The 24,689-nt window shown below is 38.6% G+C and carries 25 protein-coding genes and 1 pseudogene; 17 read left to right on the top strand and 9 right to left on the bottom strand.

All coding sequences use genetic code 11. The features are described 5' to 3' along the window. Positions 1-62: 62 nt before the first annotated feature. Complete coding sequence (locus AC59HZ_RS19695; RefSeq protein WP_496547504.1) at positions 63-446, bottom strand: DUF1398 family protein; 384 nt, start codon at positions 444-446, stop codon at positions 63-65. Positions 447-1,142: 696 nt separating this feature from the next. Between AC59HZ_RS19695 and AC59HZ_RS19690 the strand changes: the two genes are divergently transcribed. Both AC59HZ_RS19690 and AC59HZ_RS19685 read left to right on the top strand, forming a co-directional pair. Beyond that, complete coding sequence (locus tag AC59HZ_RS19690) at positions 1,143-1,361, top strand: hypothetical protein (protein ID WP_496547503.1); 219 nt, start codon at positions 1,143-1,145, stop codon at positions 1,359-1,361. 59 nt (positions 1,362-1,420) lie between these two features. Beyond that, positions 1,421-1,573, top strand: coding sequence for a hypothetical protein (locus AC59HZ_RS19685; RefSeq protein ID WP_496547502.1), 153 nt, complete (start codon positions 1,421-1,423; stop codon positions 1,571-1,573). Positions 1,574-1,585: 12 nt separating this feature from the next. Here AC59HZ_RS19685 and AC59HZ_RS19680 read toward each other — a convergent pair whose 3' ends face one another. The 3 genes from AC59HZ_RS19680 to AC59HZ_RS19670 all read right to left on the bottom strand — a co-directional run bounded on the left by AC59HZ_RS19680 (position 1,586) and on the right by AC59HZ_RS19670 (position 3,501). Next, positions 1,586-1,801, bottom strand: coding sequence for a spore germination protein (locus AC59HZ_RS19680; protein ID WP_496547501.1), 216 nt, complete (start codon positions 1,799-1,801; stop codon positions 1,586-1,588). A gap of 76 nt (positions 1,802-1,877) precedes the next feature. Then, positions 1,878-2,966, bottom strand: a complete 1,089-nt coding sequence (locus tag AC59HZ_RS19675; protein WP_496547500.1) for a GerAB/ArcD/ProY family transporter — start codon at positions 2,964-2,966, stop codon at positions 1,878-1,880. A 334-nt stretch (positions 2,967-3,300) separates the two neighbouring features. Continuing rightward, a complete protein-coding gene (locus tag AC59HZ_RS19670) occupies positions 3,301-3,501 on the bottom strand; it encodes a hypothetical protein (protein ID WP_496547499.1) in 201 nt (66 codons plus the stop codon). A gap of 168 nt (positions 3,502-3,669) precedes the next feature. Here AC59HZ_RS19670 and AC59HZ_RS19665 point away from each other — a divergent pair, with 168 nt between their 5' ends. Continuing rightward, positions 3,670-4,557: an AraC family transcriptional regulator gene (locus tag AC59HZ_RS19665; protein ID WP_496547732.1), complete on the top strand. Its 888-nt coding sequence runs from the start codon at positions 3,670-3,672 to the stop codon at positions 4,555-4,557. 23 nt (positions 4,558-4,580) lie between these two features. Here the strand turns inward: AC59HZ_RS19665 and AC59HZ_RS19660 are convergent, their stop codons facing one another. Continuing rightward, positions 4,581-4,742 carry a hypothetical protein gene (locus AC59HZ_RS19660; protein ID WP_496547498.1) on the bottom strand — a complete coding sequence of 54 codons (162 nt, stop codon included), beginning with the start codon at positions 4,740-4,742 and terminating at the stop codon, positions 4,581-4,583. A gap of 358 nt (positions 4,743-5,100) precedes the next feature. After that, positions 5,101-5,622 (bottom strand): ECF transporter S component, encoded by a 522-nt coding sequence (locus AC59HZ_RS19655; RefSeq protein ID WP_496547497.1) that lies wholly within the window; start codon positions 5,620-5,622, stop codon positions 5,101-5,103. Between the two features lie 88 nt (positions 5,623-5,710). On the opposite strand from AC59HZ_RS19655, the gene AC59HZ_RS19650 reads away from it, so the two are divergent. The 3 genes from AC59HZ_RS19650 to AC59HZ_RS19640 all read left to right on the top strand — a co-directional run bounded on the left by AC59HZ_RS19650 (position 5,711) and on the right by AC59HZ_RS19640 (position 8,444). Then, a complete protein-coding gene (locus AC59HZ_RS19650) occupies positions 5,711-6,025 on the top strand; it encodes a hypothetical protein (protein ID WP_496547496.1) in 315 nt (104 codons plus the stop codon). 278 nt (positions 6,026-6,303) lie between these two features. Beyond that, positions 6,304-7,092 (top strand): putative protein N(5)-glutamine methyltransferase, encoded by a 789-nt coding sequence (locus tag AC59HZ_RS19645; RefSeq protein WP_496547731.1) that lies wholly within the window; start codon positions 6,304-6,306, stop codon positions 7,090-7,092. A gap of 713 nt (positions 7,093-7,805) precedes the next feature. Then, positions 7,806-8,444 carry a copper homeostasis protein CutC gene (locus tag AC59HZ_RS19640; protein WP_496547495.1) on the top strand — a complete coding sequence of 213 codons (639 nt, stop codon included), beginning with the start codon at positions 7,806-7,808 and terminating at the stop codon, positions 8,442-8,444. Positions 8,445-8,507: 63 nt separating this feature from the next. Here the strand turns inward: AC59HZ_RS19640 and AC59HZ_RS19635 are convergent, their stop codons facing one another. Then, a complete protein-coding gene (locus AC59HZ_RS19635) occupies positions 8,508-9,086 on the bottom strand; it encodes a TetR/AcrR family transcriptional regulator (RefSeq protein WP_496547494.1) in 579 nt (192 codons plus the stop codon). A gap of 277 nt (positions 9,087-9,363) precedes the next feature. On the opposite strand from AC59HZ_RS19635, the gene AC59HZ_RS19630 reads away from it, so the two are divergent. Beyond that, positions 9,364-10,809, top strand: a complete 1,446-nt coding sequence (locus AC59HZ_RS19630; protein ID WP_496547730.1) for a DHA2 family efflux MFS transporter permease subunit — start codon at positions 9,364-9,366, stop codon at positions 10,807-10,809. 31 nt (positions 10,810-10,840) lie between these two features. After that, entirely contained in the window at positions 10,841-11,599 is a 759-nt protein-coding gene (locus AC59HZ_RS19625; protein WP_496547493.1) for an SDR family oxidoreductase, read from the top strand. Positions 11,600-12,198: 599 nt separating this feature from the next. On the opposite strand, the gene AC59HZ_RS19620 is transcribed toward AC59HZ_RS19625, so the two are convergent. Then, complete coding sequence (locus AC59HZ_RS19620; RefSeq protein ID WP_496547492.1) at positions 12,199-12,762, bottom strand: GTP pyrophosphokinase; 564 nt, start codon at positions 12,760-12,762, stop codon at positions 12,199-12,201. Between the two features lie 672 nt (positions 12,763-13,434). On the opposite strand from AC59HZ_RS19620, the gene AC59HZ_RS19615 reads away from it, so the two are divergent. From AC59HZ_RS19615 to AC59HZ_RS19605, 3 genes and pseudogenes are all read left to right on the top strand, one after another. Continuing rightward, a complete protein-coding gene (locus tag AC59HZ_RS19615) occupies positions 13,435-14,790 on the top strand; it encodes a TrkH family potassium uptake protein (protein WP_496547491.1) in 1,356 nt (451 codons plus the stop codon). A 389-nt stretch (positions 14,791-15,179) separates the two neighbouring features. Beyond that, positions 15,180-15,371 carry a hypothetical protein gene (locus AC59HZ_RS19610; protein ID WP_496547490.1) on the top strand — a complete coding sequence of 64 codons (192 nt, stop codon included), beginning with the start codon at positions 15,180-15,182 and terminating at the stop codon, positions 15,369-15,371. A gap of 54 nt (positions 15,372-15,425) precedes the next feature. Continuing rightward, positions 15,426-15,908: pseudogene (locus AC59HZ_RS19605) on the top strand (GNAT family N-acetyltransferase); the annotation flags it as partial. Between the two features lie 149 nt (positions 15,909-16,057). Here AC59HZ_RS19605 and AC59HZ_RS19600 read toward each other — a convergent pair. Beyond that, a complete protein-coding gene (locus AC59HZ_RS19600) occupies positions 16,058-16,873 on the bottom strand; it encodes a M15 family metallopeptidase (RefSeq protein ID WP_496547489.1) in 816 nt (271 codons plus the stop codon). 310 nt (positions 16,874-17,183) lie between these two features. On the opposite strand from AC59HZ_RS19600, the gene AC59HZ_RS19595 reads away from it, so the two are divergent. The 6 genes from AC59HZ_RS19595 (at position 17,184) to AC59HZ_RS19570 (ending at position 24,411) form a co-directional block, all read left to right on the top strand. Next, positions 17,184-17,942 carry a M15 family metallopeptidase gene (locus tag AC59HZ_RS19595; protein ID WP_496547488.1) on the top strand — a complete coding sequence of 253 codons (759 nt, stop codon included), beginning with the start codon at positions 17,184-17,186 and terminating at the stop codon, positions 17,940-17,942. A 904-nt stretch (positions 17,943-18,846) separates the two neighbouring features. Beyond that, on the top strand, positions 18,847-20,517 hold the full coding sequence (locus tag AC59HZ_RS19590) for an ABC transporter substrate-binding protein (RefSeq protein WP_496547729.1): 1,671 nt from the start codon (positions 18,847-18,849) through the stop codon (positions 20,515-20,517). 52 nt (positions 20,518-20,569) lie between these two features. Beyond that, positions 20,570-21,526 carry an ABC transporter permease gene (locus AC59HZ_RS19585; RefSeq protein WP_496547487.1) on the top strand — a complete coding sequence of 319 codons (957 nt, stop codon included), beginning with the start codon at positions 20,570-20,572 and terminating at the stop codon, positions 21,524-21,526. A gap of 11 nt (positions 21,527-21,537) precedes the next feature. Beyond that, positions 21,538-22,461 carry an oligopeptide ABC transporter permease gene (gene opp4C, locus AC59HZ_RS19580; protein ID WP_496547486.1) on the top strand — a complete coding sequence of 308 codons (924 nt, stop codon included), beginning with the start codon at positions 21,538-21,540 and terminating at the stop codon, positions 22,459-22,461. A gap of 10 nt (positions 22,462-22,471) precedes the next feature. Beyond that, on the top strand, positions 22,472-23,449 hold the full coding sequence (locus AC59HZ_RS19575; RefSeq protein WP_496547485.1) for an ABC transporter ATP-binding protein: 978 nt from the start codon (positions 22,472-22,474) through the stop codon (positions 23,447-23,449). Then, entirely contained in the window at positions 23,446-24,411 is a 966-nt protein-coding gene (locus tag AC59HZ_RS19570; protein ID WP_496547484.1) for an ABC transporter ATP-binding protein, read from the top strand. Before AC59HZ_RS19575 ends, AC59HZ_RS19570 begins: the two co-directional genes overlap by 4 nt. Positions 24,412-24,689 lie beyond the last annotated feature (278 nt).

Genomic DNA, 24,689 nt, shown 5'->3' with positions numbered 1-24,689 from the left:
CCCTTGCAGGCGGATTTTGAAGCTCTGTCTGATGCACTTAAACAAGTAGAGGGTTTGGAATTTTAAAGTTGAAGCGGTTCTACTATTTGTTCCCCATTCATCCCCATGTAAATAGCCTTTTTTTCAGTAATATTTATTTTATAGGTTTTAATTCCTGCGTTAGCAATCTCTCTTAAAAAGTCTAAAAAGGGAAGTGTAATGTTTGCGATTATTTGTATTGCCTGATTTCTATCAAAGTGATTTGAAATCACAAAATTAACCTGAGGTTCAGTTTTTAGCTCTGCGTGCTCGCCTTTGTATGTGGCTTGACCTGTGGCAACATCAATATCGTATTCAACAATTCCTATTTGAGATAATTCCTCCAAAAATTCTGCAAAGCTTGTCTTTCCAGTGCTTCTTCTTTCAATAATCTCATGAACCTCTGTCTCAGTAATTTTGTCAGTCATGATCCGTTCCCCCATCTAGAATTTTTCTTCATCATTTTAACCGTAAAGATGGTTCTTATGCCTAAAATAGAAATGATCAGAGGATACGACAGTAGAAAAAATCTAAAATGTCCCATAGACGGTTTCTATGGGACAAAACCAAGCGCCCAATACCTTAAAATGTCCCATAGAGGGTTTCTATGGGACAAAATCATGCATCAAATATCTTGAAATGTCCCATAGAGGGTTTCTATGGGACAAAACCAAGCATCAAATACCTTAAAATGTCCCATAGAGGGTTTCTATGGGACAAAACCAAGCATCAAATACCTTAAAATGTCCCATAGACGGTTTCTATGGGACAAAACCAAGCGTCCAATACCTTAAAATGTCCCATAGACCGTTTCCATGGGACAAAACCAAGCGTCCAATACCTTAAAATGTCCCATAGACCGTTTCCATGGAACAAAACCAAGCGTCCAATACCTTAAAATGTCCCATAGACCGTTTCCATGGGACAAAACCAAGCGTCCAATACCTTAAAATGTCCCATAGACCGTTTCCATGGGACAAAACAACCCCCAAACCAAAGAACCGAGTCCACAATAAGGAAATTGATGTCATTCGCATCTTTCAAGAAAAAATTTTAAAAAATCTTTCGTCCAAAATAAACCATTATTCGGTCTAATAAGGTAGAGAACAAAAAGGGGTGAAAAAATGACTTTATCTGGAAAAGATGGCATCTTGAATGAAAAGTTATTTATTACATTATTTGAGACACATAAAGATTCAATATATAGGATGGCCTATTTGTATGTGAAAAATCAAGCTGACTCCTTGGATATTGTCCAGGAAGATTATCCAATCGATATTCGAACTGTGGATGACCAGGATACGAAACTAGAAAAAATCTTCATTCGATTTTTGAAGGATTAGTAGCGAAGAAAGAAGAGTACAAAGTCAATTTTTTCACCTACTCAACGAAAAATCAGCTAGTGATTACCATCGAAACCTCGCTTGAGAAAAAGGACCAAAAGCTAAAAGAGCAAATTCGAAAAGAAGTTTTAGCACGACTAGACAAAGAATATAAAAAGCCTTACACCATTAACATGGTAGGCTTAGAAGAACTGAAACCAATTGGGGAGTAAAAGAGAGTCAATTTAGGAATCTTCGCCACTGCTTACATTTGAAACTTTTATTTTACCAGAATTGATATTGGTGAATGAGTTTAAGCAGCCATCGCCAAAATTAAAATTGCCGCCGATGATTGTGCTATTGGCGGTATGGCTGTTTTGAGTAGTTGCACCGAAATTAATGTTGGCATTATTTATTAGTGTTCGCACCTTAAATTGACCAATATTGATTGAGCCTGCCATTTCTATCACCATCCTTATTACATATTATTTTAAAATAAGGCTTGTGATTGTCCACATGCCCAACAAAAATATGTTACTAGCCTTTTTTCAGCTTCTTCACAATCAATATCAAAAAAAATAAAAAAGGAATGTAGATGTAATTGATGATAAAGGATATTTTCCCCGTAAAATCGAGGAGGATGTGAATTTGCTGTCGTGTCTTAAAAAAATTAATGGCGATTAATACGACTATTGAAATCAAAAAAACCCCGTATTTTTGTTTTAGATTCGTCACCTTTTTTAACATCCGGCTGGCACACCATAGGCTAATGCAAACACTGGGGATAATCACAAGATTCCAATTGGCGATCCCAATGATTTCAAATCTCTCCACAAAAGGCACTTCGACTATTTTCCACATCGTTAAAGTGGGCCAGATGTACCGTTGCAGCTGTCCCTCTGAAAAATAAGCAAACGTTATAATAGAAAGATATAGATATTGTAAAGTGGTAAAAAACACACCATAATGCACCCATTTCTTTGATTTTTGTGGTTCTTTTATATACGGATAAACAAACAATAGTACCTCATAGCCGAGGTATGTAATGGACATTTGATAAGAGGCTTTGACTAATTCTATTATCGAGTGATCAAAGATTGGAAGTAGGTTTTTAAAATCGGAATAAGGTAAGGTAAGCAAAAAAGTGAACATTAAATAGGCTGGGAAAATCGTTGCGAAGAATGCCAACCCTGTCACGGTCCTGAACCCTCCAAAAACAACGTAGATGGCTAAACCACAAAAAGCCAGGGCATACCAAAAGGTACTAATATCCTGAAATATCCATACTTGAATAACCTCAATATAAGTTCTAAGTGTGGCGATCATGATAAGGATAAAATAGACAACGAATGGGAGAGTCATCAGTTTGCCTATTTTCTTTCCAAATACGAGAGTATGGGCTGCCATAATATCTCCATTAGCCATTTCAGCAATTTTGTATATTACCCAAACCATGACATGGATACTTAAACCGGCAATAAGAACAGCGATCCATCCATCATATCCTGCAGATTGAGCGATTATGCGCTGAAAACCAAGGACGCCTACACCAAACTGCATTTGGTGAATGATAAAAAAAGCTAAAAAGGGCGATACTTTTGCTTTTTCAGGTACAGTGTGTTCCATAGCGCTTCCTCCGGTTTCCTATTCGTCTATGCTTTTCTTTCTTGGTTTACTACGAATAGGGGGCGTGTCCCTATAGCTTCGTAATTTATTTTTTCCTTGTATGGAAGAATTATCAATAAAGATTAAATGTGCAGAAGTGAAAAAGGAAAAAGGAGAAATGCTTATCAGAAAAGTGTACTTAAACTAAAGAGGGATTTAATAAAAAATTCTGCCAAAGAAATCGGGCAGATTTTTATTATTTGCGGTTTTCTTTTGGGCACACCTTTGACATATAGTGAGATAATGGTCTAATTCCTCGTTGGTTGCGATACCCAAAGCACCCGTTCGTAAGAACTTATCTTTTAGTTTTGCTTCTTAATTGTTTTAGCAGTTCAATTACCACAAAAACAAAAATAATTACTCCAAATGTACCGTATACATATCTGTGGTCTGTAAAATTTAATATTGATACTACCAAAGATATTATTGCTGCAATCATTAACCTTATTTGCCCCATACTTTTACCTCTTTGTACTGCATTTGTTAAATTTCTCATTAAGGTTCCCAACTTCTTCTTCAGCTATCCTGATCCGTTAGCTGAAGAAGATTCAATAATATTGGTACTTAGAACGGCACTGAAGTCAACACCCTACATAATTGTGCACCAATTGTCGGAAGGATCCATTCAGTTTCTGCTATTCTTTGGAAGAAGGGAGGTCAGATGATGGATTTATTGAAGAACATGAATGAAGCATTACAGTATATTGAAGAAAACCTTACTCAAGATATTGACTTTAAAGAAGTGGCAAAATTAGCTTTCTGTTCCGAATATCATTTTAAAAGAATGTTTTCTTTTCTTGCGGGGATTACGCTATCCGAATACGTTCGAAGAAGACGACTTACTCTTGCAGCGTTTGAACTGAATAATAGTAACTCAAGGATTATTGATGTTGCTATTAAATACGGGTATTGTTCATCAGATTCTTTTGCCAGAGCTTTTCAAGTTTTGCATGGTGTAACACCATCAGAAGCTAGAAATAATGGCCAGTTATTAAAAGCCTATCCAAGAATGACCTTCCAATTATCCATTAAGGGAGGAAATGTAATGAATTACCGTATTGAAGAAAAAGCGGCATTTAACATAGTGGGTATCATGAAAAGGGTACCGATTGTTTTCCAAGGCGAGAACCCGGATATCACTTCTATGTGGAAGACATTGAATACAGAGATTATTAATAAACTTAAGGAATTATCTAATGTTGAACCGAAAGGGATCATTCAGGCATCTACTAACTTTTCAGAGGGTCGTATGGAGGAAAAAGGTGGTCTGGATCATTATATAGGGGTTGCGACAACGAAAGAGTGTCCAGATAATCTTTCTAAACTAAAAGTTCCTGCCTTAACTTGGGCTGTATTCGAGTCAATAGGTCCTTTTCCCGCTACACTGCAGGAAACATGGGGACGTATTTATTCTGAATGGTTTCCGTCTTCAAACTATCAACAAACAGAAGGACCAGAAATTTTGTCGGTTAAAGACAAAGATTTAACTTCCCCAACTGTAAAAAGCGAAATATGGATTCCAGTTTTGAAAAAATTCGAAGCCAAAAAATAAAAAACCACTTAAAGTGGTTTTTTTTAATCACGCATGGCTCCTGCCTCTCGGGAAGTCATGGCACCTTGCCCTTGGCTTACATCTGTTTGAATTTCTTGTTTTACCTTTTGCGCATCAGTTCCAGCAGATGCTGTTGCTGGCTTCATATTAGAACCCATATTGCTTGCTTGTTGATTCTGTTGCATACTAGTCCCCCTCAATTTATGATTTAACAATCTTAGTATTTACAAAAAGACACGAGGTATATGCCGAGAATTTGAGCGAGACCGGATGACATAAGAATTATATTCCTATTCAAAGGCAAAACTAAGGGCTAGTATGTGCATTTTTAATAGGGGAATGTAAGTATGGTCGTATTTTCTTTTTCAATTGTACTTTTTAATTGCGTTGTCTATAAAATGAAAAAACATATATTCAGCTATTCTTGATCCCATTTTGCTAATCATTTTACTGGGTTACTACAAATGGATCTGTAGAATTGAAAAAGGTTAATGACGACAAAAAGGACTGCCCCATTATAGGCAGTCCTTCAATTGGTATCTGTTAAGCTCTTTTCGTAAAGCGTCCTACTAGAGGTACTACAATGATACCTGCTACTGCGACCTGCAAAATGTTGCCGGGGACGGAACCGAATGGCTGTACCCAGTTACCGTAAAGGATTACTTCGGCAAAATAGTAGCCAACAACTTTAATGATCAGTGCAGTTGCAACAGCTAGCGTGTGAACAACGACTCTTTTGCCAGGTACTTTTTCGGAAATAAGTCCGACTACGAAGCCCATTGCACCTACGATGACAAACGTAAAAGGTGACCAGATGGCCCAACCCGAGATAATATCAAATAAGCCCATCCCGAAGGCGCCTGCGATGGCTCCTGTTTTTTTGCCGTAAACCATGGCTGCTATAAAAAGAGGCACGTTACCCAAATGGATTAAACCCCCGTTACCCATTATTGGAAGCCTTATATTGATGAACATCGTGGCTACCAAGGTTAACGCGATGAAAAGTGCATTGATGACAATGGCTCTAGTTTTAGATGATTGTGTTGGTGATAATGTAGTATTCATATGATGACCCCTCTTTTTTTAAAAATAATATCATACAAACAGACATTTAATAAATAGAATATTTTTTATTACAGAAGGAGCTAAGCGAATGAAAGTATCTTATATCCTTGATGTTCTCATTGGAATCACACACCCTTTGTATGAATGGAGAAGCATTGATACAAGGAGAATTGATACCCATATCCATGAATTGAAAAAAATGCCTTGGTTTCAAGCATTATATCAGGAAGAAAAGTATCGAAAATTAATTGTGATGAACTATAGAACACGACGATATTTAGATAGCCCGTTTCGGGTTAAGAGATTAATGAACAGCTCCAAAGCGCAGTTACATTTTCTAAAGTTGCTTAACAAACAAATAGAGAAAAAAGCTAAACAGCCTAAAGATAATTTCTTATTTTAAACGGGTGCAGGAGGTGGGGAGTGTCCTTGAGGACATTTTTACTTGCTCCGAAGCGAGTTTTGTCCTTAAGAGGAGTTCTTAAGGACATTTTGTTTGCTCCTGAAGTAAGTTTTGTCCTTAAGAACCGTTATTAAGGAATTGAGTTTATTGGAAATTTTTCAATTTGCGATGGAGGAGAGGGGTAGTGTAAGAAGGACTTTTCCAACTTTTAAAGAACTACCTATAATAATCTTTATAAAGATTGGGTGGTAATTATAGGAAGACAGCTGAAAGCAGACATTGATGACCAAATTAAAAAAAGTATAACCGAGAGACTTCGTGCCGCAGGTTGTGTTTTTGCAGAAGAAGAGGCTCGGCTTCTTATATCTGAGGCACAAACATTGGATGCCCTCACTACAATGGTCAGTCTTCGAACCACAGGTACCCCGCTTGAACATGTCCTCGGTTGGGCGGAGTTCTGTAGCAATAGGATAGCAGTTGGCCCAGGAGTTTTCGTACCCCGACGCCGTACTGAGTTTCTCGTCCAAAAGGCAGTAGCCCTTTCTGAACCTGATGCCATCGTCGTTGACCTTTGCTGTGGTTCTGGAGCAGTGGGTGTCGCGATTGCAAAAGCCCTGGGGGCGATTGAGTTGTATTCAGTCGACATCGATCCAACCGCTGTAAGCTGTGCCCTTCGCAATGTTACAAACGTAGGTGGCCTTGTTTATGAAGGCGATCTCTATGAACCGCTACCTGCCGAACTACGCGGAAAAGTTAATATCCTAGTAGCAAATGCCCCTTACGTTCCTACCGAGGCAATTCAGCTGCTTCCCCAGGATGCGCGTCTATATGAACCAAGGGCAGCGCTTGACGGAGGAAATGACGGACTTGATATTCAGCGAAGAGTAACGAAAGAAGCATCCCTCTGGCTGGCTCCTGGAGGTCATCTTTTAGTAGAGACGAGCGAAAGGCAGGCGCCTCAGACCGTTGAAATCTTCATCCAAAACGGGCTATTACCACAATTGGCTCACTATGTTGAAATGGACGCTACTATTGTAATTGGAACCAAACCAGCCAATTTAGAATAACTGAGTAATCCCCGTGACAATGTCAGGGGATTTTATTTGGAAAAAGAGCTGCCCAAAAAAGGACAGCTCTCAAACGAAATAATACTAGTACTTGCATAGGAGTTTAGCAAGTTACATTAATAGTAACGACAAACGACCAATAATAGTTTAGCCTTTTTTGTAAAAAAGATTATATTTTTTTCGTGTTTCGTGTCATTAACAATCAGGCCCAAACGCTTCATTCCTTCGACATTTTTCTATCGTATTTTGATGGAAAAAACCAGTAGTGATACGGGTGGAAGCCATATTTAATTAAACGTTTGATTAAAGGCGAAAAATTGGGAATCTTAATGAATTCTGTTAGAATTTAAGAAATTAGTCATTTTTACTAGGATGTTGTTGGTTTTACTGGTATTCCTTCAAACAAAATTCGCAAGCCTTTCATCACATAAAACTATAAATAGCTCTGTTATTAGCAAATTTAATCAAACGATTGTTTAGTATAGCACATACCAAATTTCATCGAATATGCTCGATGGGTGAAGAAAAACCAATGCTTTACTATTTTAAGTTTATTTTTCAACAAATTTTTTGCTAGTTCAGACACAGAAAGCTTCATTTAACCGTGTTCTCAGCAATTTTAATCAATCGTCTGATTAAAATCGAATCCGGTAGAAATGAATCGGATTATGTCAGTTTTAGGAAGTTTTAACAGTTCAGAAAGGATAGTTAATATGCTAAAAGAAGTTTGTGTAGAGAATTTTACATGGGTTCCTCAAGCTATTGAAAAAGGGGGCCAGCGGATTGAGCTTTGTGACAACCTTGCTGTAGGAGGAACTACCGTCAGTCACGGGATAGCAGCCAAAACGATTTCCTACTGTCACTCGAAAAATATACAGGTAATGTCCATAGTCAGACCCAGAGGCGGAAACTTTATTTATTCGAAAGAAGAAATAGAGATCATGCAAAATGATATCGTCCATTTGAAACAGTTAGGGACTGATGGGGTGGTGATAGGCTGTTTAAATGATGCAGGCTGGATTGATGAGGATGCCATGCTCAAGCTGCTAGAATCTGCGGAAGGACTGGATGTCACCTTTCATATGGCGTTTGATCAGATTAAACATGAATACCAGTATAAAGCGATTGATTGGCTTGTGAACCATCGGGTGAACCGAATTTTAACACATGGAGGGCCAAGCTCAACACCAATTGAAGATAACCTAAGCCGTTTGAAGGAATTCGTGGATTATGCGGCTGACAGAATCATTATTCTGCCTGGCGGGGGAATTACCGACAAAAACCTAGATCATATTGCAGGCGTGTTAAATGTAAGTGAAGTACACGGAACAAAAATTGTGGGGGAGCTTTGATTGATGGAAAAACCCGACCTTCCTCTAAAGGGAAATCGGGTTTATTCTTCATACGGATTAAAGCTACTTTCCCCCAATTCGAAAAAGCATACTCAACTGCTTGGCAAGATATTGCGGTGTATAAGGCATATCGTTACGCAGCCAAGACACAATTGTACCGATAAGGGCGGAGGAACCATACCAGATGGCCACATCCCTTTGAATTCCGGTAGCATCGCGAAAGGAACTGCTCTCTGTTCTCTTTGTTATGGCTTCCGTAAGAATTTTTAATAACCTCTCTGTAAAAATGGGTGTCCTTCTGGTACCAAGAACCACTTTATAGAATTTAGCATTCTCGGCTATATGCTCAAGCAGGCTTTCGAGCATCAACGAATCGGTTTCACGGCTGGATTCCTTATTAGTTGAACTCCTCATAATTTCTTCAATATCCTCGGCCATTTCCTGCGCCATTTTCTCCAGCATGTCTTGAATGTCACGATAATGCAGATAAAACGTAACACGGTTGATCGTTGCACGTTCCGCAATCCGATTAACCGTTATTTTATTTAGCTCCATCTTCTGAAGCAAATCGATTAAAGCCTCCTTAATTAATTGGCGCGTCCGAAGTATCCGAGGATCGACGCGTGTATTTTCATCCGTCATGTCTAATCACCTTTCCCTCTAATTGGAAATTTACAATTATTCCAGTTGTGTCTATTATCTTCCGTATTAACAACATAACTCACAAAAGTGATAACTAATATACACTTCGTCAGGAATTGTCTGTTGTCATTACCAACTATCTAACTATAATATAATTTATACAATGTTAATTATTCAACACGTTGTAAAAAAGTTCACATAAATGTTAGAAAGGAAGGAAAATGGATTGAGCAAAAATTCTATTACAGACACCAATTCCATAAAAAAAGGTCCTATCATGTTTATCTTGATTTTGGGGGCTTTCATAGCAACATTAAACCAAACACTCATGAGCGTCGCCGTTCCTGAACTGATGGTCGACTTTAACATAACCGCCGCAACTGCCCAATGGTTAACAACAGGTTACATGCTGGTAAATGGTATCTTAATTCCGATTACGGCCTATTTAATGCAGCGATTTACTACCCGTGAGCTTTTTCAAGCTTCCATGTTTATATTTTTAGCAGGAACAATCGTTTCGGCCCTAGCAACCGGATTTCCGGTCTTGTTAACCGGACGTTTGATTCAGGCTGCAGGTGCTGGAATCATTATGCCGCTGCTTACGAATGTCATTCTGACACTCTTCCCTGCTGAAAAAAGAGGAGCAGCCATGGGGATGGTCGGACTTGCGATCATATTTGCCCCAGCAATTGGGCCGACACTTGCCGGCTACATTATGGAAAATTACAAATGGGAAACGATGTTTTACGGGATGATTCCCTTTGCTGTCCTTGTCATAATATTGGGCTTCATTTATCTGCGAAATGTATCAGATCGAATTAAGACAAAATTTAATATTCTGGCTGTAACACTCTCAACGATCGGTTTCGGGTCATTGCTTTATGGTTTCAGCCGGGCCGGAAGCCTTGGTTGGTCCAACTCGGAGGTGCTGATTACCATTGCAGTTGGCGTCTTGGCCCTTGTCCTTTTTTCATGGAGGGAGCTGAAGTCAAAAAATCCACTGCTGGATTTGCGGGCGTTTAAGTACAATATGTTCACTTTAACAACCATCATCAATGTCGCCGTGACAATGGTGATGTATGCCGATATGATGCTGCTGCCGCTATACCTTCAGAATGTCCGTGGATACACACCGATCGAATCAGGTCTTCTCCTTCTTCCTGGAGCATTAATCATGGGATTCCTGATGCCGGTTACCGGCAAGCTGTTCGATCGCTTTGGCGCGAAATGGCTGGCCGTTATCGGAATGATCATTACTATTGCTACAACACTTGGCTTTACAAACTTGACTGACTCAACAAGTTTTACCTATTTAGTTCTCATGTCAACAGGGCGCCGAATTGGGATGGCCTTAATGATGATGCCTATACAGACCGCTGGTTTAAATCAACTGCCACAGCAGTTAAATGCACACGGAACGGCCATATCCAATACCATTCGGCAGGTTGCCGGTGCAGTAGGTACTTCACTTCTGGTTACGGTTATGACGGACCGTACGAAATCACATCTGCAGGATATGATTCCAACTGCAGCAGCGAAAGGCTTGACCCAAGTGCAGATGATTAAGGAAGCCTCTATACAAGGTATTAATGATGCCTATCTTGTCATTGTCGGGATCGGCATCATCGGATTACTTCTTTCCTTCTTTATCAAGAAAGTTAAACAGGCATCCAAAGTGGAGTCCAAGGCTCAGTTAAAAAAAGCAATAGCAAACGAAGCTTAGGGAAAAAATGATTTTAATGGGAGGAATAGATATGAGACTTGAAAATAAGGTAGCGATAGTAACGGGTGCTGCATCTGGGATGGGTAAAGCGATTGCTATTCTTTATGCGAAAGAAGGAGCGAAAGTAGTCGTTTCTGATATAAACATAGAAGCAGCCAATCAAACAGTGGAAGAAATTAAGTTAAATGGCGGGGAAGCCATAGCGGTGATGGCCAATGTTGGGAAAGAAGAAGATATTCAAAACCTGATTGACACTGCCGTTGATACTTTCGGAACCTTAGACATCTTAGTCAATAATGCTGGCATCATGGATAACTTTGAACCTGCCGGTGATATAGAAGATGAGAAATGGGAGCGTATTTTTGCGATAAATACGACAAGTGTTATGCGTGCAACTCGCAAAGCTTTGCCGGTCTTTTTAGAAAAACAATCCGGCGTGATTATTAATGTTGCTTCGGCTGGTGGACTTCAAGGTGCGAGAGCTGGGGCCGCCTATACAGCTTCCAAGCATGCCGTGGTTGGTTTTACAAAAAATACAGGATTCATGTACGCAACACAAGGTGTACGTTGTAACGCGATTGCTCCAGGCGGAGTGGAAACAAACATAGGTGCTTCCATGACGGGTATTAACGAGTTCGGCATGGGACGCATTCAGGCTGGATTAGGAATAAATCCACGTGTAGGTAAACCAGTAGAAATTGCCAATATCGCTCTTTTTCTTGCTTCTGATGAATCAAGCTTTGTGAATGGAACCGTTATTACCGGGGATGCAGGCTGGACAGCTTATTAATTTTTATAAAGACCGTCGGGGATTTTGGATTTTGCCCTGACGGTTTTTTCATGTAGGGGATTCGGGTTTCCATTTTTTGTCTAATTGTCCAAAAGGTTCGAGAAAATGTCCAAAGAGGCCCCAAAAAAGTCCAATGTACTTAAAAAAATGTCCAAAGTGCCCTCAAAAATGTCCAATACATCACAAAAAATGTCCAAAGCATATGTGTAGGGATTAAACTTGTGGATTCATTTCCCCTTTTTTTCCTGTAGAAGTCAAGTGCCGTCCGCTACAATCAACTCAGATTTTTTAAGTTAAATTACGCTAAAAAAGCAAAAACTTTATGAAAACAGCCAAATAAAAAATGAGCTTGAGACAATCTAGCTCATTTTGATATCCGTTTAATTTTCGTAAAGTTGAATTTTATATATTGCTGTATATGTCAACCGTAATTATAAAGCAGTCATGATAGCGAAGGCCTCTTAAATTCACATTTACTATCCTAAAGATTTTCTAGTCAATTATTTTTGTAAGAATTAAATTTAAGAAAATAATGCGTTTGTTCCCGAAAATGAACGAGGAAAGTGTCACGATTCGGGGATTTATGTCTCTTCGTTTACTTAATTGGATAGTAATTTTGCTCTTAATCTTGACATTTCCTTATCCATTAAGGAAGAAGCTTTAGCAAGCTCTATGAGCTGCTTTTTAGCATCCTCAGGTATAGTCTCGCCTTGATATTTATAGTTTAGTTTATGTTCCGTGGATGCCCAAAAATCCATAGCGGATGTACGAATTTGTATTTCTGCAGGAACCCATAATATTTCGTTGGACAGGATGACTTGAGTTTCTACAATCAGGTGCAGACTTTTATATCCACTCATTTTTGGGTCCTGAATATAATCCTTTACGCGTATCATTCGAATGTCTTCACGTTGCTCAATATGCTCCTTCAGCATATACACGTCTTCAATAAAACTTGTAACAATTCTAACACCCGCAATATCTCTTATTTCATTCTTTACTGCTTCTTGTGATAAGCGAATTTCTTTTTTTTGAATTTTCTCCACCAAAGATTTTATTGTTTTCATACGTGTTTTCATATGTTCAATAGGGGAATATCCATGTCGTGTTTTCCACTCTAAGTCAATAATCTTGAAATCACTTTCTAATTCGTATAATGCCATTTGGTAGGGCAGAAAGAATCCCCTCCAATTGTCTATTACTTTTTGAATAACCTCGATCTTAATCTTTTCTTTCAGCATGTCCACAACCCTCCAGTTATTATTCTGTTATAATAACACAGATGATTCGAAGTAAAAAAATATGTTCGGATAGGAAATTTTTTACTTTCTTTTGTTATTTTGATCCTACGTCTGAAACCCCAAAACCATTGTACCTAAAGGCTCTTTTCACATGTTTATTTCCGGTCCAGGCACTTGCTTTCCGCGGGGAGGGATGAAGCTCCACGCGTTACCGCCTGTGGGGTCTCCCACTTCCCTCTTTTTCCCGCAGGAGTCAAGTGCCCTCAAAGATGAACAAAACACCCCAAAAAATAGACAAAGCCCCCAAAAAAGTAGACAAAGCTTCGGCAAAGGGTCAGTAGATTAATCATTTGCCTCAACTAATGCCAGTCGGAGGCTATTCATATGAGTTTTTGATCCCATGGCGGCTATCTAAGTAATTAACCATTAAAAAAATCGCCAATACTCTAGTGATTTTAGAAGAAAGATATGACTACGGTTTGAATTATTCTTGATGCTAAATCTATAATAAAAAGGAAATCACCTTGCTTACCATATTAAAGTTGTTGAAGCTACATACTTTCTGAAAAATGAATTTAAAAGAAATGGTGAACCATGAACATTCTAACTAAGAAAAAGAAGAAAAAACTAAGACCTGCCCAAATCATCGTGATGTATTACCTACTAGCAGTGGGTGTCTCGACCATATTATTAATGCTGCCCATAACCCTACAGCCCAATGCTAAAATAACGTTTATTGATGCCCTATTTACTGCGGTAAGTGCCGTTAGTGTAACAGGGTTATCTACCATTCCAATCAATGAGGTTCTCAGTGTACCAGGAACCATTATTTTTGCACTCATTTTGCAATTTGGCGGAATCGGCCTTATGTTTCTTGGAACCATGATTTGGCTTTTAATGGGGAGAAGAATAGGAATAAGAGACAGAATGCTAATTATGACGGATCAAAACCTTTCAACGTTTTCTGGAATCATTAAACTTATCAGAAACATTCTGTTCCTATTTATCATCATGGAAGTAACAGGGGGCATTATTTTTGGCATTTATTTTTTAAAATACTTTCCTACCTGGCAGGAAGCTTTTTTACAAGGTTTCTTTGCAGCAGTGAGTGCGGCAACGAATGCAGGATTTGATATTACAGGAGAATCATTGATTCCATTTGCCAACGATTATTTTGTGTTAATGCTGACGATGGTACTGCTAATCGTAGGAGCGATTGGTTTCCCTGTGCTAATGGAAGTGATTCATTTCTTTAAACATAGAGGGAAAACGCCATATAAGTTTTCCTTATTTACAAAAATCACGACCCTGACATTTTTTGTATTGATCGTAATAGGCGCTATTCTGATCTATCTATGTGAATATAATCATTACTTTGCCGATAAAACTTGGCATGAAGCTTTTTTCCATTCCCTCTTTTATTCTGTGTCTTCTCGAAATGGCGGGCTAAGTACAATGGAAATTAGTGAATACTCCACCTCTACCCTTTTTATTTTGAGCATTCTTATGTTTATCGGGACCTCTCCAAGCAGTGCAGGAGGAGGAATAAGAACGACTACTTTTGCGATTATGTTATTGAGTATCTATTATTTCGCAAATGGAACGACGACGATAAAAATTTTTAAAAGAGAAATTGCCACGGAGGACATCATCAAGTCTTATATCGTCATTGCTACAGCTATGATGCTCTGTTGTGTCAGCACCGTCATCCTTACGATCCTAGAACCGAAGTTTTCATTAATGGAAATCATCTTTGAAGTGGCATCTGCTTTTGGAACTGTCGGACTTTCCATGGGAATCACAGCAAAATTAAGCATTTTTAGTAAAATTATCATTATGATGTTAATGTTCATTGGGAGAATCGGGATCTTTACATTTTTATTAATCATGGGAGGTAAACCGCTTAAAGCGAATTATCAATATCCAAAAGAGCGAATCATTATTGGATAATAGTTGCCTTCGACATTTTTCTACCCCATTTTAAAAGAAGAAGCCAGTATTGATGAGGGTAGGAGACCACTTTAATTAAACGTTTGATTAAAGGCGAAGATTTGGGAAGCCTATTGAATTCTGACGGATTAGTGAAAAATAGTCATTTTTACTAGGTTGTTGTTGATTTTTCTGGTAATCCTTCAAGCAATTTTCGATAGGCTTTCATCACATAAAGCCTTTAATAGCGCGGTTATTAAGAGTTTTAATCAAACGTTTGAATAGTAAAACACATAAAGAATTTCCCCGAAAATAATCGATTGGTGTAGAAAAATAAATTCTTAAATTGGATTTATGGTAAAATATGTTATAAAGAAGAAGGCCTATTTATTTAAAAGGAGGAGGGGCTTTTGAAAAAGGGATTTTTTTTATGGAATGTAATACCTTCGATAATTATGATCCTCGTATGCTTATTCTTTCAAAAGGAGCCGCTAAGTTTCACAGAAATATTAAGTGTTGTGTTGTTAGGATTTTTAGTCGGTTCCATTATTGCAGTAATTCATAAATACCTTTATGTAAGAAATAAAAAACAGTATTTGTAAACATGATATGACGAGGGAGCATCCGTACCGCATCCCTTTTTTTGTTTGTACGGTTATAGTCCTGAAGTGGCTAAATTTCAGTCTTGGGAGAATTATCAGCATCATGAGGCGGAAGTTTTTGTTGAAAAGCAATCGAAGTGCGTGCCAAATCAACCTGGCACGTGGTTTCAGTTTGCGATTGCCTTAGCGGAGACGAATCAATTAATTGGAGATTGTGCGCTTCACACACTCTTGGCTGAGCCGCGGATGGTCGAAATTGGCTACACCCTTGCCGAAGAGCATCAGGGAAAGGGCTATGCCAGTGAAGCGGTAAGAACGTTATTGAGATATGTTTTCAATGATCTTGGAAAGCACAAGGTCATAGCCTTTACAGATGTTAGAAACGAAACCTCCATCAAGTTGCTTGAACGTGTAGGGATGAGAAGAGAAGGACATTTGTTGGAAAACTACATGTCAAAGGGACAGTGGGTGGACGAGTATCAATATGCAATGCTGCGGTCAGAGTGGGAGCAACAGTTTAAAGGCCTTCCTAATTAAAGTTCCGGGTGCAAGTTGAAACCTAAATATGAAAATTTCAATACTGCCTACGGGCAAAACGAAACCCCACTTTACCGGATAGAAAAGAGGGGCAAGGTTAGCCGCGGAGCGTGAAGCTTGAGCGGTTTTTTTGTATCGAAAATAATGACTTACTTTAGGATTGGGAAAACACCGAAATATTCTTCTAATGTCAAATTCTTTCTTTTCATTTCCTTCGCAACGGCGGTGCCGACGTAGCGGATGTGCCAAGGTTCGTATTTGTAGCCAGTCACGTACTCTTTTCCTTTTGGATAACGGATGATGTAGCCGAAATTGGCGCTGTTCTTATCCAGCCATTTCGCTTCTTTTGTAGTGGCGAAACAAGAGGCCGCCGCACATTTGCCGCTGCTTCCGCTAACGTCGATGGCGAGCCCCGTCTGGTGTTCACTGGTACCGGGAATGGCGCTGTAAGTTCTGGCCTTTTCATACCCGTCTTTTTTGACGTAACGGTCAAAGACGGCTGCCTGCGTGGCATAAGAACGGTATGCCGAGACCCCGCTTAAATAAACCTTGTCTTTTTTTGCCGCTGCAAACATCTTTTCGAGTGCCGCCGCGGCCTCCTTGCGCAACTTCCGTTTCTCTATTTTTTCTTTAAAAAGAAAGGAGGTCGAAGGATAAACTAGATTCTTCGGCACATATGTTTTAGGCAGATAAACTTTCTTGTTCACGATAACTCCCAGGGATGCGGGGTATTTCGTGGTATAGATTACCTTTCCATCAATACTCTTTGTCTGATTCACATACGACACGTTTGTCCCTATGTTGTTTGGGTTCGAATGGGACCGGTTGATCTTTGGGGTCAAGGACTGACTTGTGCCGTTTTCGGTATTTTTGGGTGAAGTGGAATGATCCGAATCTCGGTTACAGCCCATGAGGGTGAAGAAGGTGATGAGAGCTACCCATGCACTGACCCATTTTTTTGCCATATTATCTGACTCCTCTATATCAAAATTGAATCTATCCACCGTTTTTTTAGACCGATGTTACAAATAGGGTTTGAAATCCCATTACAATGTATGCGCAAAATGTTCCTCGACCGAGCGTTGCTTTTTCATACACAGACGTGCCGTTTGACCAGAACGTGGACAAAATTGAATCATGTAAAATATGAATTATTTTAAGTTTTACTTAATTGATCGTTAAGATTTCTGGAATTATCTAAACCAAAAAGCCATGATAAAATTTTTCTTGGAAATTTAAGATCCAGATGGAATTTTTATTGTGGATGTGTTCAATTTGGATAAATTATTAATCAGAGACTGCATCATCATATTTGCAGTGATCATAACTGGTTATACAGAAATTTTTCACGATACCCAAAGCAAACCTGGAGCAACAGCGCTTCATGCAAAAAATCATGATAATACGATCCATGCAGACACTGACCCAGAGAGCATTTCAGTTCTCGTAAATAATCGATATAAACTGCCAGAAGGTTATACTCCCCCTGATCTTATTAATGCTGATATTCCCTTTATTTTCAAAGAGAAAACTGAAAAGCGAGAGATGCGTGCAGAGGCCGCAGATGCGATTCATGAATTATTTGCGGATGCAAAAGCACAGGGTATTTCATTCTTAGGTGTTTCGGCTTATCGAGCATATTCAACTCAAACGACATTATTTAACTCTTATGTAAGTAGAGATGGATATGAAGAGGCTAGTAGATACAGTGCTTTGCCTGGCACGAGTGAACATGAAACAGGTCTTGCCATTGATGTTACTGGTGGAGATGGCAGGTGTGCTGCAGAAGACTGCTTCGGAGGATCAAAAGAGGCGATTTGGCTTGAGGGGAATGCAGCAAGGTATGGCTTTATTATTCGATATCCGAAAGGCAAAGAGGCCGTTACCGGTTATCAATATGAGCCTTGGCACCTTCGTTATGTTGGCAAATCGATTGCTCTTAAAATTATGAACAAAGGAATTACTCTGGAAGAATATTTTAATGCAGAACCAGTTAATAAGAAACAAAAGCCGTCAAGCTCCAAAGGGAATTGACGGCTTTTGTTGTTATGGTAAATATTAGAGAAAATGAAGTGAAGCTTAATAACTCGTTCCGACATCAGAAATACATTAATAACATCGAACAAACTAAAATAAAAGTGTTGTTAGGTAGATAATAAATTTATTGGATGTGATATTAATGGAAAGAATTCCTGTTATATATCAAGGTGAAAATTATCTATTGCTTTATCAATTCGCATAAGAAGCGGTCATTTTTTTTGAAACAGTATTGGAGACTCATCTATGGTCTTTTTTCGATAGCAAGTTTTATACGTAGATACTTTTGCTTGACTAAGATTGGTTATGACTTCAAGTAATTCCAATATTTTTCAAAATATAGGTTGACAATTTCTCTACCGGGCATTATATTTGTGTTTATAAAGAAAAAAACCGAGTAAACTAGTAGGTTAAGTAAGGATAATAGATTTCGAGAAGCATATTATTCTGCACTTCACTATTAGTCTATATTTTTTTCATAGAATACCTGTAAAAACAAATTATTTAGCCGGTCGGACTACCGAAGGCTCCTATCTCAATTAAATGAGATTAGGAGCCTTTTTTGTTAGTTTTTCCAGAATAGAAAGAAAAAAATGATGAAATATGCTGATTGGACCGCCAAAGGCTTTTCAAACAAATAGGCGCCTTTTTTTATTAAAATCACGTCCAGTGATGTGGAAAGTATTTGACTCATTGGTGGGAGGTGACATGTAGAGAACATATTTACATTAGGAGGACTTGCAGTTTTTATTGGTCATTTTTTCAAGAGGGTATTAAACAACTCTATTTAGCCAGTCATTCAAGGAGAATGACTGACTAAAAGGTTGTTTAAAAGACAAAAACAGGGGTGAAATAAGTGAAAAAGAGTTTTAAAAGTTTCCTAAGTATCATTTTTCTAGCGATGATTCTTTCAGCTTGTGCTTTAGACTCATCAAGTTCAAAACAATCTGCTGTACCAGAAAAGAAAGTAAATACGCCTGCAAAGGACACAGGAGTGAAAGAATTTAAGGCAACAAATCTTTCTGCATTACCAGAAAAGGCCAAATCCCGAAAGGATTTATTTATTGCAGGAATATCAGCCCCCGGCGGTGTTTTTTTACCGTATTTCTATGAAAATGGGTGGGATGGGAATGCCACGGATCCCATTTTTGCCCCATTGGTTAACCTGGATAAAGAAGGCAAGCCTGTTGGAATTCTAGCTGATAAGTGGGACGTATCCAGTGACCAGCTTACATATTCATTTCATTTAAGAAAAGGATTAACATTTAGTGATGGCTCTCCTTTAACAGCGGATGATGTTGCCTTTACCTTGACATTGCTCCATGACCCAGCATATGAAGGATACCAAGATATATCTCTTGCTGCGATTAAAGGCGGTAAGGAATACAAAGAAGGAAAAGCGAAAACAATTGAAGGTATCAAAGTAAAAGATAAGCAGACGATTGAAATCACAACCACGGAAGTAAACGCGAAGGCGCTGCTCCTATTAGGCGGTCAAGTGTTATCAAAAGCCTATTATGGCAAAGACTATGAATATGGAAAACTTGATTATTTAAAGGATCTTTATTCAAAACCGCTTGGAGCAGGTCCATACAAATTTATCAAATATGTCCCAGGTCAAGAAATCCGTTATGAAGGAAACGAACATTATTATGCAGGGAAACCAAAGACAAAAAATTTAATCTTTAAAGTCATCGATACTTCGACCTCACTTCAATTATTTGAAACAGGAGAGCTTGATTATGCTAGCTTCTCTGCAGATGACGATACAGTAGGACAATTGCAAAGCTTAGGATTTGCTAATGTCCGAGTAGGTCCAGTTAACGACTTCGGCCTTATTTATGTAAATAATTCTCGACCACAATTTAAGGATAAGGAAGTTCGGCAGGCGCTTATTTATGGTTTGGACCGTCAAAAGATTGTAGATGTCAAATTTAAAAGTTATGGTGAAGTAGCTAATGTACCAGTTTCAAAGGTTTCATGGGCTTATAACGATGAGGGTATTAATAAATATGAGTTTAATGCTAGCAAAGCAAAAGAATTACTAGATCAAGCAGGTTGGAAGGTAGGAAAAGATGGAATTCGTGAAAAAGACGGAAAACCATTTGTTATTCACTACCTAACGAGAACGGCGGAAGACCCTATCATCCCAATTGCTAAGGAAAACTATGAAGATATTGGTATTAAATTTGAACCTGAGATTATGGACTTTAATGCATTAATAGCAAAATTAAACAAAAAAGATTATGACTTTGCGTCCGTATCGACTTCACAAATTTTAGATCCAAGTGACCCTGTAGAAGAATTTGCTACGGATAACCCGAATAATGCTGCCGGTTATTCGAATCCAAAGGTAGATGAGCTAATCAAAAAAGGGCTAAATACATTAGATATAGAAAAACGTAAAGAAATCTACCATGAGTTATATAAAGAATTGAATGAAGATCCGCCTGTCATTTTGGTTCATTACCGTCAAAGTGCAAGAGCCATTAGTGGCCAAATACAAGGTTTAATTCCTGATAATTACACAGGTATCGGTGCTAGCTTACCAAACATTTCGATTAAAAAGTAATGATGGAGTGCCTGGCCAAAAGCTAGGCACTTTCAATGTTAGGAGAGTTCAAATGAAACAGTATGTATTACAGCGATTTTTACAAATGATCGTGATATTATTTGGAACATCTTTTATTATCTTCTTCTTGTTTGCTATTCTTCCAGGCGACTTCATTGATTCTAATATTAGTTTGACACCGCAAAGGGCTCAAGAATTAAAGTCTCTTTACGGCCTGGACCAACCTATTTTACACAGGTATTTAAACTGGCTTGGAAATGCTCTTCATGGTGATTTCGGCTACTCTTTGAAACATCAGGAAAAAGTCCTATCACTTTTAAATAAATATGTCTGGAATTCTTTTTTTGTTGCCATTTTTGCTCTCATATTAACGTGGTCCATTGCTTTATTAACGGGTGTATTATCTGCGATCAAGCAATACTCTTGGTTTGATGGTGCCGTAACATTTTTGGTGTTTGCAGCGATGTCGTTTCCATCCTTCTTCATTAGTTTGCTCTTTATTAAATGGTTTGGAGTGGACCTTCAGATATTGCCAATTGGAGGAATGATTGATACGGGCAGTGATAATACAGGATTTTCCTATTTAGTTGAAGTGGGAAAACATATGATTCTTCCAGTAACCATCTTAACCCTTTTAAGTGTCGGATCTTTGACTCGATATTTTAGAACAGGAATGCTTGAAGTGATTCGCCTGGATTATATTAGGACAGCTAGGGCAAAAGGCTTGAAAGAACGTGTCGTTATTTTTAAACATGCTTTAAAAAATGCGATACTTCCAGCGATTACACTACTTGCATTTGAACTACCCGGTCTTTTTTCTGGAGCGATTATCATGGAGCAAATCTTCAATTGGCCGGGGGTTGGAAGAATTCAACTAGAATCTGTTAGTTTCCGCGACTATCCCGTTTTAATGGCATTTACAATGTTTTTATCTTGTCTGACTATCATTGGAAACTTTTTGGCAGATGTTACCTATGCAGCGGTTGATCCAAGAATTCGGTTGAGATAGGAGGAAATGAAATGGAAACACAAAGCTTACTTGTAAAACAACAAGTTTCGAAGTCAAAAGTTAAATCGCCATCTTTATGGAAGCAGACTTATCATCGCTTAAAGAAGAATAAAATGGCGATGGTCAGCCTTTTTTTTCTGGTATTTATGTTTTTGCTTAGCTTTATCGGGCCGTACTTCTCTCCATACATACTTGACAGAACCGACGTCGCCAATATGAACCAGCCGCCTAGTGCATCACATTGGCTAGGGACGGATAGTTATGGGAGGGATGTTCTGACAAGATTAATGATGGCAGGACAAATATCGTTAACGATTGGGATTGCCGCCATGTTCTTATCTATTATAATTGGCAGTTTTTTAGGTGCCATTTCAGGTTTTTATCGTGGAATTGTCGATCTAGTGATTATGAGATTAGCTGATATATTGATGTCCATTCCTGGTTTACCACTCCTGTTGATGATGGGAGCCATACTATCTGAATGGAAGGTACCGGCTGAATATCGACTTTATCTCATCATGATTATGCTCAGCTTCGTTGGGTGGCCAGGTCTAGCCCGCCTAGTGAGGGGGCAAATTTTATCTTTAAAGGAGCAGCCTTTTATGCAAGCAACAGAGGTACTCGGTTTAAGTGACCGTCGTAAAATATTCCATCATCTTATACCAAACACGGTCCCTATCCTCCTAGTGGTAGCGACCTTAAATGTTGCAGGTTCGATACTAAGCGAATCGGTTCTTAGTTATCTCGGGCTAGGTGTTGTTCCCCCCACACCGTCTTGGGGAAATATGATGGATGCAGCCAATAATTTTATGGATTTCAGAAAACGGCCTTGGCTTTGGATTCCACCAGGGACAGCCATATTCCTAACAGTGGTTTCGATCAATCTGCTTGGAGACGGACTAAGAGACGCTCTTGATCCAAAATTAAGAAGGTAGGTGAGGAGTTATGAATGAAATCTTGTTAGAAGTAAATCATCTTGTCACGAACTTTCACACAGAAAACGGCATTGTTCAAGCAGTGAATGACGTTAGCTTCTCCATCCGTGAAGGTGAAACCGTTTGTATCGTTGGCGAGTCGGGCTGTGGTAAGAGTATAACCGCATTATCTTTGATGCAGCTCATTACTGAGAATGGAAATGTAGAAGGTGGAGAAATTCATTTTGCTGGTAATAATTTATTGCAATTAACGAAAAAGGAGATCCGCCGTCTCAGAGGGAATGAAATTGGCATGATTTTTCAAGAGCCAATGACTTCTTTAAATCCCGTTTTTACGATTGGGGAACAAATGATTGAGCCGATTATGGAACATCTATTACTCAGTAAAAAGGATGCATATAAAAAAGCAAAAGAGCTAATTACGATGTTGGGAATTCCCAATGCAGAAAAAATCATTCAGCTTTATCCTCATGAATTAAGTGGGGGGATGCTGCAGCGGATTATGATTGCTATTGCCCTTAGTTGTAACCCGAAACTAATTATTGCGGATGAACCAACAACTGCATTGGATGTTACGATTCAAGCTCAAATTTTGGATTTACTAAGAGACGTTAAAAAAGAGTTTAACACATCTATATTATTAATAACTCATGATTTAGGGGTCGTGGCCGAAATGGCAGATTATGTGATTGTTATGTATGCAGGAAAAGTAGTCGAAGAAGGTCCTGTTCTTGAACTTTTCGCCAACCCGAAGCACCCTTACACAAAAGGTTTACTCAAAGCTAAACCTGTCATAGGCGAACGAAAGGAACGACTATATACAATAGCAGGTCAAGTACCTAATTTAACAGATTTAAAAGATGAATGCTATTTCGCTGATCGATGTGAGCATGTCAAGGAAATTTGCCGTAGGAAACAGCCAGTTTTAACGGATGTAGGTCAATATCAAAAGACGGCGTGCTGGCTGTATAAGGAAGGTGCAAGATGAGTGATACATTACTAGAGGTTAATAATCTAAAAAAATATTATACTTCTTCAAAGGGTCTGTTTAAAAAATTTAGCGATTCAGTTAAAGCAGTTGATGGAGTAAGTTTTACGATTAAAAAAGGGGAAGTCTTCGGCCTGGTCGGTGAATCAGGAAGCGGTAAGTCTACCATAGGCAAAACCATATTACGCATTCAAGATAAAACAGCAGGAGAAGTAAAATATAAGGGAAAGGACATTTTTGAGCTTTCAAAAAAAGAACTACGCCATTTACGTGTCCAAACACAACTGGTTTTCCAAGATCCATTTAGTTCCTTAAATCCAAGAATTAGGGTAGGTGATGCCATTGGTGAAGCCGTAGTGGAACACGGGATTGTTTCAAAACAAGAGGTCCGCGAGCATGTGTTAGAGGTTATGGAAAAGTGTGGTTTATCCCCTTTCCATATTGATCGGTACCCACATGAATTTTCTGGAGGTCAAAGGCAGCGAATTGTCATTGCTCGTGCTATGGCCTTAAATCCCGAATTCATTGTGATGGATGAACCTGTTGCATCCCTTGATGTATCTATTCAAGCTCAAATCATTAATCTTTTTAGTGACCTCCAAAGGGAAAATAGGCTTTCATACTTGTTTATTTCCCATGATTTAAGTGTGGTCGAACATTTATGTACGAAAATTGCCATTATGTATTTGGGTAATATTGTGGAATTAGCATCAAAAGAAGACCTATTTAATCACCCACTACACCCTTATACTAAAGCACTCCTTTCAGCTGTTCCAATTCCAGATCCATCGGCTAAAAGAGAACGTATTCTATTAAAAGGGGATATTCCAAGTCCCATTAATCCGCCTTCCGGTTGTAAATTTCGAACAAGATGTCCAGCAGCAACTAATTTGTGTTCAGAAAAAATACCTGAATATCGTGAAGTCAACAGAGACCATTTTGTTGCATGTCATTATGTATAACGATGTTTAAAACGGAAGAATTGAGACATGGAAGGGGCTGAGATTCTGAAGTGTTGATGATTAAATCGAATTGGATTAGTTGGAACGCCGTATGAGGTGAAAGTCTTATGTACGGTGTGAACGGGGGGAAAAGGGAGCGATAACTTCAAACCCTTACCTATCTGTATCAAGAAAATTTTATGTAAGTTACTTGTATAATAGTTAGAAATTATTAATTTTTTGGAGGTGAAAAATTTGAAATATAAGTCAAAGAAAGACTGGTGGTTAACCATAATCGT

This window comes from Neobacillus sp. DZ-9 (genome assembly GCF_059587065.1).
This window is presented reverse-complemented; position numbering and strand designations above follow the sequence as displayed.